The 17338-nt window shown below is 68.0% G+C and carries 16 protein-coding genes, 1 tRNA gene and 1 pseudogene; 5 read left to right on the top strand and 13 right to left on the bottom strand.

The genetic code is table 11. From position 1 onward, the window contains the following. Positions 1-64: 64 nt before the first annotated feature. The 7 genes from kwaA to CR938_RS11465 all read right to left on the bottom strand — a co-directional run bounded on the left by kwaA (position 65) and on the right by CR938_RS11465 (position 7286). The gene (gene kwaA / locus CR938_RS11435; RefSeq protein WP_162125139.1) at positions 65-517 is read right to left on the bottom strand and encodes an anti-phage protein KwaA; all 453 of its coding nucleotides are present in this window, start codon (positions 515-517) and stop codon (positions 65-67) included. Beyond that, positions 514-1836 carry a restriction endonuclease subunit S gene (locus tag CR938_RS11440; RefSeq protein WP_162125140.1) on the bottom strand — a complete coding sequence of 441 codons (1323 nt, stop codon included), beginning with the start codon at positions 1834-1836 and terminating at the stop codon, positions 514-516. Before CR938_RS11440 ends, kwaA begins: the two co-directional genes overlap by 4 nt. Positions 1837-1907: 71 nt before the next feature. After that, entirely contained in the window at positions 1908-3092 is a 1185-nt protein-coding gene (locus tag CR938_RS11445) for a Fic family protein (protein WP_246191067.1), read from the bottom strand. A 33-nt stretch (positions 3093-3125) separates the two neighbouring features. Next, complete coding sequence (locus tag CR938_RS11450) at positions 3126-4727, bottom strand: class I SAM-dependent DNA methyltransferase (RefSeq protein WP_162125141.1); 1602 nt, start codon at positions 4725-4727, stop codon at positions 3126-3128. A 608-nt stretch (positions 4728-5335) separates the two neighbouring features. Beyond that, positions 5336-6373 (bottom strand): ACR3 family arsenite efflux transporter, encoded by a 1038-nt coding sequence (gene arsB / locus CR938_RS11455; RefSeq protein WP_162125142.1) that lies wholly within the window; start codon positions 6371-6373, stop codon positions 5336-5338. 13 nt (positions 6374-6386) lie between these two features. Next, entirely contained in the window at positions 6387-6899 is a 513-nt protein-coding gene (locus CR938_RS11460; protein WP_162125143.1) for an arsenate reductase ArsC, read from the bottom strand. A gap of 54 nt (positions 6900-6953) precedes the next feature. Next, positions 6954-7286 (bottom strand): ArsR/SmtB family transcription factor, encoded by a 333-nt coding sequence (locus CR938_RS11465; protein ID WP_162125144.1) that lies wholly within the window; start codon positions 7284-7286, stop codon positions 6954-6956. A gap of 80 nt (positions 7287-7366) precedes the next feature. Here CR938_RS11465 and CR938_RS11470 point away from each other — a divergent pair. Further along, a pseudogene (locus tag CR938_RS11470) lies at positions 7367-7648 on the top strand (NAD(P)H-dependent oxidoreductase); the annotation flags it as partial. A 181-nt stretch (positions 7649-7829) separates the two neighbouring features. On the opposite strand, the gene CR938_RS11475 reads toward CR938_RS11470, so the two are convergent. The 3 genes from CR938_RS11475 to dtd all read right to left on the bottom strand — a co-directional run bounded on the left by CR938_RS11475 (position 7830) and on the right by dtd (position 10487). After that, positions 7830-7905, bottom strand: a tRNA-Ile gene (locus CR938_RS11475). A 164-nt stretch (positions 7906-8069) separates the two neighbouring features. Further along, the gene (gene rpoD / locus CR938_RS11480) at positions 8070-9926 is read right to left on the bottom strand and encodes an RNA polymerase sigma factor RpoD (protein WP_162125145.1); all 1857 of its coding nucleotides are present in this window, start codon (positions 9924-9926) and stop codon (positions 8070-8072) included. 120 nt (positions 9927-10046) lie between these two features. Further along, positions 10047-10487: a D-aminoacyl-tRNA deacylase gene (gene dtd, locus CR938_RS11485; protein WP_162125146.1), complete on the bottom strand. Its 441-nt coding sequence runs from the start codon at positions 10485-10487 to the stop codon at positions 10047-10049. Positions 10488-10599: 112 nt separating this feature from the next. Here dtd and CR938_RS11490 point away from each other — a divergent pair, with 112 nt between their 5' ends. From CR938_RS11490 to CR938_RS11500, 3 genes are all read left to right on the top strand, one after another. Further along, positions 10600-11511, top strand: a complete 912-nt coding sequence (locus CR938_RS11490; protein ID WP_162125147.1) for a lauroyl acyltransferase — start codon at positions 10600-10602, stop codon at positions 11509-11511. Positions 11512-11572: 61 nt separating this feature from the next. Further along, the gene (locus CR938_RS11495; RefSeq protein WP_246191068.1) at positions 11573-12097 is read left to right on the top strand and encodes a PH domain-containing protein; all 525 of its coding nucleotides are present in this window, start codon (positions 11573-11575) and stop codon (positions 12095-12097) included. Then, on the top strand, positions 12094-13614 hold the full coding sequence (locus CR938_RS11500; protein ID WP_162125148.1) for a PH domain-containing protein: 1521 nt from the start codon (positions 12094-12096) through the stop codon (positions 13612-13614). The genes CR938_RS11495 and CR938_RS11500 overlap by 4 nt, the downstream gene beginning before the upstream one ends. A gap of 25 nt (positions 13615-13639) precedes the next feature. On the opposite strand, the gene CR938_RS11505 is transcribed toward CR938_RS11500, so the two are convergent. Then, entirely contained in the window at positions 13640-14674 is a 1035-nt protein-coding gene (locus CR938_RS11505; RefSeq protein ID WP_162125149.1) for a CDP-glycerol glycerophosphotransferase family protein, read from the bottom strand. A gap of 83 nt (positions 14675-14757) precedes the next feature. Between CR938_RS11505 and CR938_RS11510 the strand changes: the two genes are divergently transcribed. Continuing rightward, positions 14758-15585: a glycosyltransferase family 2 protein gene (locus tag CR938_RS11510; protein ID WP_162125150.1), complete on the top strand. Its 828-nt coding sequence runs from the start codon at positions 14758-14760 to the stop codon at positions 15583-15585. Between the two features lie 36 nt (positions 15586-15621). Here CR938_RS11510 and CR938_RS11515 read toward each other — a convergent pair whose 3' ends face one another. Next, entirely contained in the window at positions 15622-15984 is a 363-nt protein-coding gene (locus tag CR938_RS11515) for an EF-hand domain-containing protein (RefSeq protein ID WP_162125151.1), read from the bottom strand. Beyond that, positions 15984-17183, bottom strand: coding sequence for a DesA family fatty acid desaturase (locus tag CR938_RS11520; protein WP_162125152.1), 1200 nt, complete (start codon positions 17181-17183; stop codon positions 15984-15986). The genes CR938_RS11515 and CR938_RS11520 overlap by 1 nt, the downstream gene beginning before the upstream one ends. Between the last annotated feature and the right edge of the window lie 155 nt (positions 17184-17338).

The following is a 17338-nucleotide window of genomic DNA, read 5'->3' on the forward strand; positions in this document are numbered from 1 at the left end:
ATCGAAGTCCGCGCCCGTCACCTGCCACGGCGGAGAGACCCCCAAGGCAGCCTCAAACAGCTTGTCAGTCATACCCGATCCCGTACCTGCTCAGGTCCAGCTTACCCACTCGAAATTGAAAAGAGGCCTTGATATAGATGACTCCCATCACCACCAGTAGTAGTGCCAGCACAATCATTTGTCGACCACTGCCAAAATCGAAGCTAATGAGTGGCACCACATAGGTAGCAAGAAATGTCAGGTGTTCATAGTTGATGTTTTCTACCTTCCTTACTTCAAAAGGTATTTCATTGGCGCCTTTCAACTCGAAGTCAAAGCGTATGTATGCGAACAAGCAGTAGCACAGACCAAATATCGAAATTACAGGCAGCGGATTACTCATTGCGAGCATCTTCCAGCTTTCTGCATCCTTGAAAGAAAAAGATGCAGGAAGCTCTGCCGTAATAATGAAAAAGAAGATGAACAACAATCCCAGAGACAGGATGTAAAGGTCGATCTTCCGGCGCACGTTAGTCATGGCGACGTCTCCTCCAAAATACGCTCGGCATCCGGAATGCACAGCTCGCCGGAGATCAGTTTGGGCAACAGCGTGTTGCGCGTTGTGGCAAGGGAGCGGGACTCGAAAAGTGCTTCACGGATACGGTCCAGCGCCGGCGCAACAAGCCTTTCGAATGTTTCAACTACAGCTAAAGGAGGCGCCACGACCTGGACCCCCGCGAGGGTGTCACGGGTGATCGTGTCGAACACGGAGCCATGTGTCCGATGTTGGAGAGTCGAGACCAGTTGACGAGTTGTGAAGTAGTTGAAGAAGCCGCGATGGCCCAGCTTCCCTCGCAAGCCGTAGCAGGATTGGTTCATCGCCATCGGAACACCTACAAGAGCAAGTCTGCCCACCGTTCCGCGCGCGGAGATGATTGCTGTGCCGGCCGGAAGAATCCGCGTCGATGAGTTCTCGACACCGGCATGGGTGATCTTCTTCTCCGTGTCCAACACCCAGACATCTGGCGCCGGCGGGGCATCGACAACCGAGAACCATGGGATGTCGCCGCCCCAATACTCAGCTACGGATGTCTTTGGTGTCCCGCCCCCAATTATCTCAACCGTGTCCGCAAACGACTTCACTTCCCACCCCTCCGGAATCTCCCCCAGCTCCGATTCGACGAGGCGGTCGGGGAAGAGCTCGTAGAGGTGGGCGGGCAGGCCGGGGAGGGATTGGCCGCGCTGCCAGCGGCCTTCCATCTTGGCGCGCACGGGTTCGAAGTCCACGAACCACGCCTTGAACAGGGCGCGGGCCATGGCTTCCAGCGTTTCGTTCTGCCTGCGATTGAGTTCGATCTTGTCGTCCAGCGTGCCGAGGATGTGGGCGATGGCGCGTTGTTCTGGAAGCGGCGGAAGAGATAAGCGAATGAGCTTGAAAGTATCACGCGTGATGGTATCGAACACCCCGCCATGCGCTACTTGTTTCATTTCGGCTACAGCCTGCCGAAGAAAATAGTAAATGAAATCCGTGTCTGCTATTCCACGTCTGCCTCTTACCCCATAGCATGACTGATTAAAGGCCATCGGCTTTGCCAATTGCGCCAACGCACCAACAGTCCCACGCGCGGAAATAATAATATCTCGCTCATTTAGCAGTTTGGCCGCACTTTCATAAAGCCCGCGCTCTGTTATGTGTTTCTCTGCGCTCGATACCCAGCGAAAGCCGGTATTGAAATCAGCGACCGATAGCCATGGTATGTCTCCATTCCAATATTCTGGAATGTTGGTTTTCGGAGTACCTCCGCTAACGAGTTCAATAACATCAGCTAGAACAACGCGAATCCACTCACTCGCCATACCCAAGCTCCTTCAGGTTGGCCTCAATCGCCGGATGCAGCCGGGCCACTTCCGCCCGCTGCCCGCGCCACCTATCCGCCATACCCGTCTTCTTTCTGTTCATCAAACAGCCTCAGGTACGGCTCGAACACGAACCGCCGGTTGCGCGCGTAGCCGGTGATCTCGCGCAGCAGGCCGATGCCCTCGAGCCTGCTGACGATCTGGTTGGCGCCGGCGGGGGTGAGGTCCAGCCATTCGCGCACGGTGGCCACGTTGACGATGGGGTGGTCGAACAGGCGGTCCATCACGCGCTGGCCGTTGGCCGCGGCGCGGCCCAGTCCCTCGGTGATGCGGGCGCGGAATTCTTCGCGCATGCGCAGGATGGCGGCGGCGGTCCGGGCGGCTTCGCGGCTGACGCGGATCACACCTTCCAGGAAGAAGCCCAGCCAGCCTTCCCAGTCCCCGGCGTCGCGCACGGCCTGCAGGCGCTCGTAGTACGCGCTGCGGTGCTGCTTGAAGTAGTGCGAGAGGTAAAGCACCGGTTTGCCCAGCAGGCGCTTTTCCGTGAGCAGGAAGGTGATGAGCAGGCGCCCCACGCGGCCGTTGCCATCGAGGAAGGGGTGGATGGTTTCGAACTGGGCATGCGCCAGCCCCACCTGGATCAGGGGCGGCAGGCCGGCGCCGTCGTGCAGGAACCTTTCCAGGTCGGACAGGGCGCCGGGCACCTCGTGGGGTGGGGGCGGCACGAAGGTGGCGTTGGCCAGGGTGCAGTCGCCGGGGCCGATCCAGTTCTGGCTGGTGCGCAGCTCGCCCGGCGCGAGGCGTCCGCCGCGCACGCCCTGCATCAGTTCGGCGTGGATCTCGCGGATCAGGCGCACGGAGACGGGCAGGTCGGCCAGCCGGGCCAGGCCATGGTTCATGGCGCGCACGTAGTTGGCCACCTCGTTCACGTCCCTGGGGGTATCCGGGTCGAACAGTTGCGCCTCGGCGGCCAGCAGGTTCTGCAGGGAGCTTTGCGTGCCCTCGATCTGGCTGGAGAGCACGGCCTCCTTGCGGACGTACATGAACACGAACAGGTCGGGATTGGGCAGCGTGAGCACGGCGCCATCCAGCCGCCCCAGGGCGTAGTCGGCCTCCGACAGGCGCTCGCGCAGCGGGCCGGAGAGGTCCAGGGGCGGATCCGGCGGCAGGGGCGCGGGGATGAAGGCCCGGTAGCCGGTGGGCTGCTGCAGGTAGCGGCCGGCCCGGAAGCGCATGGGATCGGGTGCGTTGATCATGAACGGTGACGGGCCGCTTGTTAAACGTATCGTTTAGTATGGGTGGGTTCCAGGGCCGAGTTCAACGCGGCGTTGAAAAGCCAGGGCCTCCAGATTGGCCTCGATCGCCGCATCCAGCCGCGCCGCTTCCGCCCGCTGCTGGCGCCACTGTGCTGCCAGCCGCGCCATCTTTACTTCGAATGGTTCGCCGTCGTCTTCCTGCGCCGCGGCGCCCACGTAGCGCCCCGGTGTCAGCACGTAGTCGTGCTTGCGGATCTCGTCCAGCGTGGCGGACTTGCAGAAGCCGGGCACGTCGGCGTATTCGCCGGCATCCTTCTCGCCGCGCCAGGCGTGGTAGGTGTCGGCGATCTTCTTGATTTCCTCATCGGTCAGTTCGCGCCGGGTGCGGTCCACCATCACGCCCATGTTGCGGGCATCGATGAACAGCACCTGCCTGCGGCGGTCGCGCAGTCTGGTCTTCCTGACCAGGCCGTTGCTGCGGCCCTTGGCCAGGATCCAGAGGCAGGCGGGGATCTGGGTGGAGTAGAACAGCTGGCCCGGCAGCGCCACCATGCAGTCCACCACGTCGGCTTCCAGCATGGCCTTGCGGATTTCGCCTTCGCCGCTCTGCTGCGAACTCATGGAGCCGTTGGCCAGCACCACGCCCGCGGTGCCGTTGGGGGCAAGGTGGTGGTAGATGTGCTGGAGCCACGCATAGTTGGCGTTGCCCACGGGCGGTACGCCGAACTGCCAGCGCACGTCGTCGCGCAGGCGCTCTCCGCCCCAGTCGGAGACGTTGAACGGCGGGTTGGCGAGGATGAAGTCGAACTTGAGGTCGCGCAGCTCGTCCTTGTGGAAGCTGCCTTCGTTGTTCCAGCGGATGTCGGCGTCGATGCCGCGCACCGCCAGGTTCATCTTGCACAGCCGCCAGGTGGTGTAGTTGCTCTCCTGTCCGTAGATGGCGATGTCGCCGATGCGGCCGCCGTGCTCCTGCACGAACTTGTCCGACTGCACGAACATGCCGCCGGAGCCGCAGCAGGGGTCGTAGACGCGGCCGGCGTAGGGTTCCAGCATTTCCACCAGCACGCGCACCACCGAGCGCGGGGTGTAGAACTCGCCGCCGCGCTTGCCTTCGGCGCCAGCGAACTGGCCGAGGAAGTATTCGTACACGCGGCCGAGGATGTCCTTCGATTTGCCGCCCTCCTCGCCGAGCGCGATGCCGGAGATCAGGTCGATCAGCTCGCCCAGCATCACCTTGTTGAGCGCGGGGCGGGCGTAGTCCTTGGGCAGCACGCCTTTGAGGGACTCGTTCTCCTTCTCGATGGCGCGCATGGCGTCGTCGATCAGGGTGCCGATGGTGGGCTTCTTCGCGTTGGCCTGCAGGTGCGACCAGCGCGCCTGCTTCGGCACCCAGAACACGTTGTAGCCGAGGTATTCGTCGCGGTCCTCGGCGGCGGCCGGGTCTTCGGTGAGCAGTGCCTGGTGCCTGGCCTCGAAGGCGTCGGAGATGTACTTGAGGAAGATGAGCCCGAGCACCACGTGCTTGTAGTCGGAGGGCTCCATGTTGCCGCGCAGCTTGTCGGCGGCCTTGAACAGTTCGGCCTCGAAGCCGAGGGAAGCGCCGTTGTTTTTCCTGGCTGTGTTGTTCTTTCGCATGAGGCTTCAATCCTTTGCGTGATGCCATCCCGGCCCGTGCCCCTGCCGGGGGCCGGCTCTGGCGCCACTGCGTGCACGGGCGGGAAGCACCGGCACGCGTGCGCCAGGCAACGGCCTGCGGCAGAGCTTCCACGCGCCATCCAGCATCTGGACGATGGCCTTGTTCGCGCATGGGACCGGCGCCCGGACCGGGTTGCCTGCGGGCAATCATATTCGGGTGGCTGCCGGCTGTGCTGGCCGCCGCGAGCAATGCACGGTGACCGGCTCATGCGCACCATCAGGGCTTGCCCTGCGCCACGCACGCCGGCCGATGAAGCCGCGTCCGCGGGAGCGGCGACATCCTGCCGGCAGGATGCTTGCGCGGGCCTGCTGTGGCACACGCGCGCCGGGTGCGCGCCGGACGCGGCCCGGGGGAAGGAAGGCTGGTGGGCCCACCAGGATTCGAACCTGGAACCAAGGGATTATGAGGCCCTTAAAAGTGGGTTTCAAAGGGTTTTAGCTCGTCTCAAGAAGAGCGGCAATAGATGCTAAATAATTGATAGAAAAGGTGAATCGCCCCGTGTTTCGTAGACACCTTGCAGCCATAATCCACGGCAGCAGGAGGAGTGTCAGATGCCGCCGGCTTGAGGTCGCTCGTACCAGCTGCGGCTTCGGTTGACGATGCGAACCACCGATAGCATCACCGGCACCTCGATCAGCACGCCGACAACCGTCGCAAGTGCAGCTCCTGAGTGGACACCAAAAACACTTACCGCCGTGGCTACGGCGAGTTCGAAGAAGTTGCTGGCGCCAATTAAGGCCGAGGGACCGGCAACGCAGTGAGCCACGCCCAGTTTGCGGTTCAGTAGGTAGGCCAGTCCGGAGTTGAAATAGACCTGGATGAGGATGGGCACGGCCAGCATGGCGATGACCAGTGGCTGCGCCAGGATCTGCTGGCCCTGGAAGCCGAACAGCAGCACCAGCATCAGCAGCAAAGCCGCCAGAGAAAGCGGGCCGAGCCGGGCCAGCCAGCCGTCGAGCCTGGCCTGTCCACCATTTCGCATCACCCAGGCGCGCACGCCCGTAGCGATGATCACAGGCACCACGATGTAGAGCCCTACGGAGATGACCAGCGTGGCCCAGGGGACGGTGATGGAGGAGATGCCGAGCAGCAGCGCGACCAGCGGGGCGAACGCCACCACCATGATGGCGTCGTTCAAGGCCACCTGGCTGAGCGTAAAAGCCGCGTCCCCACGGCACAGGTTGCTCCACACGAACACCATCGCGGTGCACGGCGCGGCCGCCAGCAGGATGAGGCCGGCGATGTAGGAGTCCACCTGGTCGGCCGGCAGCCAAGGCCCGAAGACGTGGCGTAGGAAGAACCATCCCAGCAAAGCCATCGAAAATGGCTTCACCGCCCAGTTGATGAACAGCGTGGTACCGATGCCGCGCCAGTGCTGACCGACCTGGCGCAGCGCGCCGAAGTCGATCTTCATCAGCATCGGCACGATCATCACCCAGATAAGCACGGCCACGGGCAGGTTTACATGCGCCCACTCGATGCTTCCAAGGCGCTCGAAGGCGGCCGGCCATCGGTGGCCCAGCAGCGTTCCCACCACGATGCACAGTGCTACCCAAAGGGTCAGGTAGCGCTCGAAGAAACCCATGCGTGGAGCTGCATCACTCACCGGCTTCCTCCTCGGCCTCGACAAAGCCAATCTTGTCCAGGGCGGTCTTGAGCTGCGCACGGTCCTCCCAGGCCGACGAGGGAAGTGCCAGGAAGGCCCTCAGTCGGGCCTGGATGACACGATGGGCCTGCCTGAACGCCGCACGCTTGTCGTCATCGCTGCCGCCGGCTGCTGCGGGGTCAGGCAAACCCCAATGGGTGCGTAGGAAATCCCCGAACACCACCGGGCAAGTCTCTGCTGCCGCCGAGTCGCACACGGTCACGACCAGGTCCATGCGCGGGGCCTCCGGCGTGGTGAATTCGTCCCAGGACTTACTGCGCAACCCGGCGGTGGAAATCCCCTCGGCCTGCAGCTGGGCCAGGGCGAACGGGTTCACGGTGCCGGTGGGCTGGCTGCCAGCGCTGAACACTTTGAAGCGGTTGCCGGCCCACGCACGTAGTGTGGCCTCGGCCAGGATGCTACGGGCACTGTTGCCGGTGCAGAGGAAAAGAACGTTGTGGGTCATGGCGAGGTTGTCATGTGGAGGAAAGCGGGGCGCTTGCAGGAGAACGGCGCAGGATCAGCAGCCGCAGGCGGGATCGTTCACCTGCGTACATTCGGCGTTGCTCGAACCGGAGCAGCAGTTGTGGGTGAGGTACTCGATCAAGCCGTTCATTGCCTGGAAGTTGGCGCGATAGCAGACGTAGCGACCTTGGCTCTCACCCTCCACCAGACCGGCATGCACCAACTCCTTCAGATGGAAGGACAGCGTCGCGCCGGGAACGCCCAGCGCCTCAGCGATGTCACCAGCCATGCGGCCTGCGGGGCCGGCTTCGACCAGCAGACGGTAAGCAGCTAGACGGGTCGCATGGCCCAAGGCGGTCAGGGAGGCGATTGCATCTTTCGTTTCCATGTTTCTAGAATAATCGAACGAATAAGCCCGAACAATCCCCCTTCGACCTTCCCGCTCACCTGGACGCTGGCCTGCTCCCCATGCCTGTGCACGAGGTGCTGGGCGCTGGCGACATGCATCCACCTCGCATCCTGCTGCTGTACGGTTCGCTGCGGCCGCAATCCTTCAGCCGAAAGCTGGCGCTGGAAGCCGAGCGCATCCTGCAGCACCTCGGCGCCGAGACCCGGGTGTTCGACCCGCATGACCTGCCGGTATTGGACAGCGTCGACAAAAGCCACCCGAAGGTGCAGCAGCTGCGCGAGTGGTCGCAGTGGTCGGAGGGCCAGGTCTGGGTGTCGCCCGAGCGCCACGGCACGATCACCGCTGGCTTGAGCATGAGGTGCAGGAATGGGCGCTTGGATGCCCCGTTGCGCAGATCGGCAGCACAGCTGTGCAGATCCAGGATCACCGGAGCAGCTCAGCACGAACGGCCACAGAACGGCCACGAGAGACGCCCAATAACAACGAAGGCCACCCGAAGGCGGCCTAAGTTATTGATCCACATGGTGGGCCCACCAGGATTCGAACCTGGAACCAAGGGATTATGAGTCCCCTGCTCTGACCGTTGAGCTATAGGCCCGCGCTGCGGGCGGCAGTGTAGCGGATGGTCCGCCCCCTGGGCAGGGCCGCAGCGGCGCGCGGCGCGCCGGCATGGGTCGGCCGCAAGCCAGGCTCCGGAAAACGCCAAGGCCCCGCATGGGCGGGGCCTTGGCCTGGAGCGGACCGGCGCTGCGCGCCGGCGGATCAGTCGATGTCGAGGAACGAGCGCAGCTGCTCGGAGCGGCTCGGGTGGCGCAGCTTGCGCAGGGCCTTGGCCTCGATCTGGCGGATGCGCTCGCGGGTGACGTCGAACTGCTTGCCGACCTCCTCCAGGGTGTGGTCGGTGTTCATGTCGATGCCGAAGCGCATGCGCAGGACCTTGGCCTCCCTCGGGGTCAGGCCGGCCAGCACCTCGCGGACCGTCTCCTGCAGGTTGATGTTGGTGGTGGTCTCGATCGGGGACTCCACGTTGGTGTCCTCGATGAAGTCGCCCAGGTGCGAATCCTCGTCGTCGCCGATCGGCGTCTCCATCGAGATCGGCTCCTTGGCGATCTTCAGCACCTTGCGGATCTTGTCCTCGGGCATGTCCATCTCCTTGGCCAGCTCCTCCGGCGTCGGCTCGCGGCCGTACTGCTGGAGCATCTGGCGGGAGATGCGGTTGAGCTTGTTGATCGTCTCGATCATGTGCACCGGGATGCGGATCGTGCGCGCCTGGTCGGCGATCGAGCGGGTGATCGCCTGGCGGATCCACCAGGTGGCATAGGTCGAGAACTTGTAGCCGCGGCGGTACTCGAACTTGTCGACCGCCTTCATCAGGCCGATGTTGCCCTCCTGGATCAGGTCCAGGAACTGCAGGCCGCGGTTGGTGTACTTCTTGGCGATGGAGATCACCAGGCGCAGGTTGGCCTCGACCATCTCCTTCTTGGCCTTGCGCGCCTTGGCCTCGCCATAGGCCATCTGCCGGCTGATCTCCTTGATGTCGGCCAGGTCCAGGCACATGGCCTGCTCGATGGCGATGGTGGCCTGCTGCTCGGCGATGATCTGGTCCTTGACCTCGCGCAGCGCCGAGGACCACTTCTGCTTGCGCTTGAGCAGCTCGTCCACCCAGCCCAGGTTGGTCTGGTTGCCTTCCCAGGCGCGGATGAAGTCCTTGCGCGGCATGCGGGCCACGTTGGTGGCCAGGTGCAGCACGCGGCGCTCGTGCTCCTTGATCTCGTTGGTGACGTCGCGCAGCTTGCGGGTCAGCGTCTCGGTCAGCGCCATCGGCAGCTTGAAGGTGCAGAACAGCTCGGCCATCTCGGCACGCAGCTTGATCACCTTCTTGTCCTGGGCGCCGCCCTTGGCGTGGGCCTTCTTGAACTTGGCGTACAGGCCGGCCAGCTCCTCCATGCGGCGGGCGACCTCGGCCGGATCCGGGCCGGCCGGAGTGGCGTCGGCCTCGTCGTCGGCGGCGACCTCCTCCTCGTCCTCGTCGTCGGAGGCCGCGTCATCGGCCACGTCCTCGACCGGGATGGCGTCCTCGGGCGCCTCCTCCACCAGGTCGTTGAAGCCGACCACGACCTCGGGCAGGCGCTTCTTGCCGGCCTTGTGCTGCTCGTACTCCTCCAGCAGGGTCTCGATCGACCACGGCAGGCTGCCCAGGGCGGCCTGCACCTGGTTGAGGCCTTCCTCGATGCGCTTGGCGATGGCGATCTCGCCCTCGCGGGTCAGCAGCTCCACCGTGCCCATCTCGCGCATGTACATGCGCACCGGGTCGGTGGTGCGGCCACCCTCGGAGTCGAGCGCGCTCAGCGCCGCGGCGGCCTCCTCGGCGGCCGTGTCGTCGACGTCGCGGCCGGTGGAGGCATCGTTGAGCAGCAGGGTTTCGGCATCGGGCGCGACCTCATGGACGTCGATGCCCATGCCGTTGATCATGCCGATGATGTCTTCGATCTGCTCCGGGTCCACCAGGTCGTCGGGCAGGTGATCGTTGACCTCGGCATAGGTCAGGTAACCTTGCTCCAGACCCTTGCTGATGAGTTGCTTGATATCCGAATGCTGGGCTGGGCGTTCGTTGGCCATGTGCAGTGCGCCACCGTGCGGTGTGGAATGAAGTGAACCTAGCATTATACCAGCCGGGCCGTCACCGGACCCGGCCGGCCCTTGCGCGTCAACGACTTGCGTGCGTTCCGTTCAGCGCCGTCAAGACCGGAGCAGGAATGTCACCGGCCCGTCGTTGACCAGGCTCACCACCATATGGGCGCCGAAGCGGCCGGTTTCCACCCTGCGGGCGTGGCGGGCCCTGCAGGTTTCGACCAGCTGGTTGAAACGGAGTTCAGCCTCCTCCGGCGGCGCGGCGGTGCTGAAGCTGGGGCGCATGCCCGATCCGGTGTCGGCGGCCAGGGTGAACTGGCTGACCAGCAGCAGGCCGCCGCCTGTATCGCTCAACGAACGGTTCATCTTTCCGGCATCGTCCGCGAACACCCGGTAACCGAGCAGCTTCTTCGCCATCTTCTCCACCTGCGCCGGCCCGTCCCCCGGCTGCACCCCGACCAGGGCCAGCAGCCCGGGGCCGATCTCGCCGACGGTCCGGCCCTCGACCGCGACCGAGGCCCGGGTGACGCGCTGGATCAGGGCAAGCATGGTTCTCCACCTTACGGAACGGGGCGCCAAGCATCGCCGCCCGGCGCCGGCCTGTCACCTGATGCGGCCCCGGAGCAGGCCGCGGCGCCGGAACGGGCTAGACTGGTCGGCCATGTCCGCACAAAGCCAAGCCCGCCTCCTGTACGCCGCCGCCGCCCTGGTCGGGCGGCTCCCCTGGCCCCTGCTCTACCGCCTGGGGGACCTGACCGCCTGGCTGTGGCGGCGGCTGGACGCGCGCGAGAGCCGGGTGGCACGGCGCAACCTGGAGCTGGCCTTCCCGGACCTGTCGGCCGCCGAGCGCGAGGCCCTGCACCGCCGCATCCTGCGCACCACCGCCCGCCAGGCCCTGGAGACGCTCAAGCTGTGGACCCGGCCGGCGGAGGAGAACCTGGGGCGGCTGCTGCGCGAGCGCCACGGCGAGGCGCTGTACGACGCCGCCCTGGCCTCCGGCCGCGGCGTGATCGTGGCCGCCCCGCACTTCGGCAACTGGGAGCTGCTGAACCAGTGGCTGGCCTCGCGCGGCCCCATCGCCGTGGTCTACCGGCCGCCGGAGTCGGAGGCCGGCGACGCCTTCCTGCAGCGGGTGCGCGGCGTGGACAATGTGCAGCAGGTGCGTGCCGAGGGCCCGGCCGTGCGCCGGCTGTGGAAGGTGCTCAAGGAGGGCGGCGCGGTCGGCATCCTGCCGGACCAGCAGCCCAAGGCCGGCGACGGCGAGTTCGCGCCGTTCTTCGGCGTGCAGGCGCTGACCATGACCCTGCTCTCGCGCCTGGCCGAGCGCACCGGCGCCACCGTGCTGATGGCCTGGTGCGAGCGCATCGGCGACGGCCCGCAGTTCGCCCTGCACGTGGAGCCGGCCCCGGCCGCGATCGGCGACCCCGACCCGCAGGTGGCCGCGGCCTGCCTCAACGCCGAGGTCGAGCGCATCGCCCGCCGCGACCTGGCCCAGTATCAGTGGACCTACAAGCGCTACACCCTGCGCCCGCCCGGCAGCGGCGAGCCCAATCCGTACGCGGCGCCGCGCTGACACTGCCGCGCGGCGGCGCGAACCCGTACGATCCGGGTTCCGTCCCCTGCCTGCCGCCGCCGTGACCGAGATCCTGGACGCCCCGACGCCCTCCGCCGTTCCGCCCCCGCTGCCGCCGGAGGCGGAGTGGCAGCCGCTGCCGCGCCGCGGCGCCCTGCTCTACGCCCTCGGGACCGCGGCCGCGCTGGCCCTGCCGCTGGCCCTGGTGCCGGGCCTGGCCGCGGCCGCCCTGCTGCACCTGCCCAAGCTGGCCGGCATCGCCCTGGCCGGGGGCGCCGGGCTGCTGCTGGGCGGGCTGGTCGGGGTGGTCCGGCACCGGCGCATCGGCTGGAAGCTGGACGCCGACGGCTTCGCCATCCGCCGCGGCGGCCTGTGGCGCGTGGAGACGCTGGTGCCGGTCTCGCGCGTGCAGCATCTGGACCTGGAGCGCGGCCCGCTGGAGCGGCGCCTGGGCCTGGCCACGCTGGTGGTGCACACCGCCGGCACCCGCCTGGCCGCGGTGCGGCTGCCCCTGCTGGCGCTGGAGGACGCCGAGGCGCTGCGCGCGCATCTGGCCCGCCCGGTCGAAAGCGACGACGCCCTGTGAACCCCGCCACCGACACCCCCGCCGCCCCCGCCGAGCGGCGCCTGCATCCCTGGTCCTGGCTGTTCGTGCTGCTGCAGCAGCTGCGCCAGTTCGTGGTGCCGCTGGTGGCCCTGGTGGTGTTCGGCCGGCGCGGCCCCAGCGACATGGCCGACTGGGCACCGCTGATGGGCGTGGCGGCGCTGGTGGGCATCTCGGTGCTGCAGTACTTCACCTACCGCTACCGGATCGGCAGCAGCGGCATCACCATCCGCAACGGCCTGCTGCAGCGCACCTGGCGCGAGATCCCGTTCGCCCGCATCCACAACGTGGCCCTGCACCAGACCCTGCTGCACCGGATCTTCGGCGTGGCCGAGGTGCGCCTGGAGGCGGCCGGCGGGCGCAGGCCCGAGGCGCAGATGCGGGTGCTGGGCCTGGCCGACGCGCTGGCCCTGGAACAGCTGGTCCGCCACCGCGGCGGCGGCACCGCCGGCACGCCCGCCCCCGCCGCCGCGCAGGCGCAGGACGAGGTCCTGCTGGCCCTGCCGCCGGCCGAGGGGGTGCGTCTGGGCCTGGTCTCCAACCGCGGCATGATCGTGGTCGCCGCCGGCCTGGGCGCGGTCGCCCAGATGCTGCCGGACCAGATGGCCGCCGGCTGGGTCACCTACCTGCTCGAGGAGGTGCTGGACGAGCTGCTGGGCCAGGCCCGGCGCATGCGCTTGGGCTGGGCCGGTACCGCGGCGGCGGCGCTGGTGCTGTTCTCCCTGGCGGTGGCGGCGCTGCGCCTGCTGTCGGTGGCGCTGGCCCTGGCCCAGTACTTCGGCTTCCGCCTGACCGGCGACCGCCGCCGCCTGACCGTGGAGCGCGGCCTGTTCGCGCGCCTGCGCAGCAGCGTGGCGCCGCGCCGCATCCAGGCCTGGTACCTGCAGGAGACCCTGCTGCACCGGCTGCTGGGCCGGCGCAGCCTGCGCATCGACACCGCCGTCGGCGGGCGCGAGGACGACCCGCGCAAGCTGCGCGACCTGGCGCCGATCGCCACCCCGGCCACCTGCGACGCCCTGGTCGGGCGGCTGCTGCCGGGCGGGGCCTGGCCGCCGCCGCGCTGGCAGGGGCTGCCACCGGGCACCGCCTGGCGCCTGTTCGCCGGCGACCTGCCGTGGACGCTGCTGGTGGCGGCGGTGCTGGCCTGGCAGTTCGGCGCCTGGGGCCTGCTGGCGCTGCTGTGGCTGCCCTGGGCGGCCTACGCCGCCTGGCGCCAGGCCGGGTACATGGGCTATGCCGTGGATGCGCGCCTGGTGGCCGTACGCGGCGGCTGGTGGTCGCGCTGGTGGCGCTTCGCCGAGATCGACAAGCTGCAGGGCCTGCGCCTGACCCGCTCGCCGGTGGACCGCTGGCTGGGCACGGCCAGCCTGTGGCTGGACACCGCCGGCGCCAGCGGCATGAGCCCGCCGCTGCGCATCCGCTTCCTGCCGGAGGCGCAGGCGCGCGCCCTGTACCGGCAGCTGGGCCGCACCCTGGCCGCGCGCCGGCTGCGCTGGTGAGGCCGCCGGCGCGCCCGCGCCGGCCTCAGTCCCAGCGTGCCGGCCCCCAGTAGCCGATGCGCTTGCGGATCTTGAACTTGCGCCAGAGGTTCAGCGGCTTGGGCCTGGGGTTGCGGCCGCCGGCGGCGACGAAGGCGTCGATGGCGTCCAGCACGCGCTCGGCCGAGCGGCCGTCGCGGTAGGGGTGCAGCTCGGCGGCGAACTGGCGGATGGCCTGCATCAGCTCCGGCGGCCGCGACAGCGCGCGGCGGATCGCCGGCTCGAAGTCCTTCGGATCGTCGATGTCGATCAGTTGCGGGCCCGGGCGGCGGTTCCTGAAGGTCACCACCGGCTTGTGGGTCAGCAGGAACTCGTTGAGCGCCGAGGAGGTGTCCGAGCACATCACGTCCACCTGGCCGAACAGCTCCAGGATGTTGTCGTTGTCGGCGAAGCGCAGGTACTCGTTCTCCAGCGCGCGGTAGCGCGCCACCATCTCCGGGTCCATCTTCGGATGGAAGGTGACGATCCAGCGCCACTCGCCGGTGCGCGAGAGCCGCTTGACCTCGTCGTAGAGGATGCCGGCCGCGCTCCACGACGGCGAGAACGTGGAGTGGTACAGGATCACCGGTGGGTCGCGCACCGGCTCGGGCTCGTCGCCCAGCTGGCTCATGAACGGGTCGATCTTCGGGAAGCCGGTCTCGACCACGCTGAAGTGGCCCAGCTTGCGCGCCAGCTCGCTGAAGGCGGCGGTGTCGCGCGGGCCGGTGGTGCAGTACAGGTCGAAGAAGCCGCGGATGTAGATGTGCCGCGGCTTGCCGGCGTCGAAGCCGTGGAAGGTCTCCACCTTCACGCCGGGGAAGAAGTGCGGCACCGCGTTGGACGAGGTGATCACCGCGTAGGGCTTCCAGGCCCGGACCTGCTCCACCGTCAGCAGCGGCTCGTCCGGGGCCAGGTCCTCGGCGCCGGGGCCGTCGAAGAACCAGGCCGCCTCGTCGCCGCGGGCGCGGATGGCCGCCTGGATCGGACGCAGGATGGCCAGCGCATAACGCTCGGAACCGTACAGCAGGTAATGGCGGGGCACGCGGACGCTCCTGACGCTTGGACTGGGCGGAATTATGGCACCGGGGAGGTGCCGCACGGATGCGGCGCTGCTAGGCTGGGCGCATGCAACCGCCCCCCGTTCCCGCTCCCGACGCCGCCACGGGCCAGGGGCCCGCGCTGTCGGCCTGCATCATCACCTGCAACGAGGCCGACCGCATCGCCGACTGCCTGGCCTCGCTGGACTTCTGCGACGAGGTGGTGGTGGTGGACTCCGGCTCCAGCGACGGCACCGCCGCCATCGCCGAGCGCCTGGGCGCGCGCGTGCTGGTGCGGCCGTTCGACGGCTTCCGCACCCAGAAGCAGTTCGCCGTGGACCAGGCCCGCCACGACTGGGTGCTGTGCGTGGACGCCGACGAACGGATCGGCCCGGAGCTGCGCCAGGCCATCCTCGCCGAGCGCCGCGCCGGCTTCACCCGCGCCGCCGGCTACCGCTTCGCCCGCCGCTCGGAGTACTTCGGCCGCTTCCTGCTGCACGGCACCGCCTACCCGGACCGTCAGCTGCGCCTGTTCGACCGCCGCCGCGGCGGCTGGCACGGCGACCGCGAGATCCACGAGACGGTCAAGGTGCGCGGTCCGGTGGCGACGCTGCGCGGGGACATGCTGCACTACCCCTACCGCTCCTTCGAGCAGGTGCTGGGCAAGAAGCAGCGCTACGCGCGGATGATGGCCGAGCACGAGTTCGCCCGCGGCAAGCGCGCCTCGCTGGCGAAGATCGTGCTCTCGCCGGCCTGGCGCTTCTGGCGCGGTTACCTGCTGCGCGGCGGCTTCCTCGACGGCTGGCAGGGCCTGGTGGAGTCGTACGTCAGCGCCAACTACGTGCGGCAGAAGGCGATCATGCTGTGGCTGCTGCAACACGGGCAGCCGGTGGCCGACCCGCCGCGTGACCGGTGACTCCCCAGGGAGCGGACCGCGTCCGGCGCGGACGGGTCAGCGCGGCGGCGCGGCCAGCTCGCGTGCGTCCAGGTAGCCGTCGCCGTCCGCGTCCTGGCGGCGGAAGCGCTCGGCCAGACGCTGGCGGTGCTCCTCGCGGGGGATCGGCCGGCCCTTGCCGCCGGGCTGCTCGGCCGGGGCCAGCACGCCGTCGCCGTCGCGGTCCATGCGCCCGAAGGCGTAGCCCATCCAGTCCAGGTACTCCTCCAGCGAGACCCGGCCGTCGCCGTCGGTGTCGATCTTCGCCAGGTAGTCGCCGGCGCGCTCGACCTGGGCGGCCAGCGGCGCGGCCGCCACGCACAGTGCCAGCACGGCGCCCAGGCGCCGGGGCACGCAAAGCGGGGCAGCCGGGCGCGCCATCAGTGCGCCAGGGCGTAGCCCTTCAGGCGCGCGGCGTAGTCCTGCAGCGCGCGGATGCCCGAGGCCTCGGCCTCCTGGCACCAGGCCTGCAGCTGGCGCAGGCGCTCGGCCGCGTCGTTGCCGCGCGCCTCCAGCACCTGGGCCAGGCGCACGCGGTACTCGACCAGGGCGCGGATGCGCGGGCGCTGCTCCACCCACTGGCGCAGCTGCTCGCGCGCGTCCGGCTCGAGCCAGCGCCCGTCGTCCACCAGGCCGCGGCGCAGCGGCCGCGGCAGCAGCTGGCGCAGGCGCGCGCCGGCGGCGGCGGCCTCCTCGCGCAGGGCCGGCATCAGCACGTTGCGCTTGTAGTCGGTCATGGCCTGGAAGCGGTGCGACAGCAGCGCACGCAGGGTCTCGGTGTCCGGCACGGCGATGTTCGGACGGATGTCCAGGCTCGGCGCCACGCGCAGCACCTTGGCCAGGCCCAGCTTCTCCAGGCCCTTGATCACCGCCCAGCCGATGTCGAACTCCCAGCGGCGCATGGAGAAGCGCGCCGAGGACGGGAAGGCGTGGTGGTTGTTGTGCAGTTCCTCGCCGCCGATCCACACGCCCCACGGGGTGAGATTGGTGGAGGTGTCGGCCGACTCGAAGTTGCGGTAGCCCCACCAGTGGCCCAGGCCGTTGACCACGCCGGCCGCCCAGAACGGGATCCAGGCCATCTGGATGGCCCACATGGCCACGCCCGGCAGACCGAACAGGGCGAACTCGACCAGCAGCAGCAGGGTCGGGCCGAGGTTGGCGTGCGGGGTGTACAGGTGGCGCTCGATCCAGTCGTCCGGCGCGCCCTTGCCGTACTGCTCGATGCTGGCGCGGTCGTTGCGCGCCTCGCGGTACAGCTCCACGCCCTGCCAGAACACCTTGGCGATGCCGTAGGTCTGCGGGCTGTGCGGATCCTCCTCGGTCTCCACCTTGGCGTGGTGCTTGCGGTGGATGGCCACCCACTCCCTGGTGATCATGGAGGTGGTCAGCCAGGTCCAGAAGCGGAAGAAGTGCGCGACCACCGGGTGGAAGTCCACGCCGCGGTGCGCCTGGCTGCGGTGCAGGTACAAGGTGACCGAGAAGATGGTCAGCTGGGTCATCACCAGCAGGACCAGGAGCAGGCCGCCCCAGCCGAGCCCGGCCACGCCGGAGGTGAGGAAGGAAATCAGGGCGTCGGGCATCGTTCAGGCTCGGATGGGTGAAGCGGGGGATTCGCAGGCGACATCATGGGCCCTTCTCCGGCAAACTGCATCCATCGGCCGCGCGGGGCGTTCACGCGCGGCACAGCCCGGTGGACCACGCGTCATGAACCAGCCCGCCCCGCCCGCGGCCGATG

It is taken from the genome of Pseudoxanthomonas taiwanensis (assembly GCF_010093135.1).
Classification (GTDB): Bacteria; Pseudomonadota; Gammaproteobacteria; order Xanthomonadales; family Xanthomonadaceae; genus Pseudoxanthomonas; species Pseudoxanthomonas taiwanensis.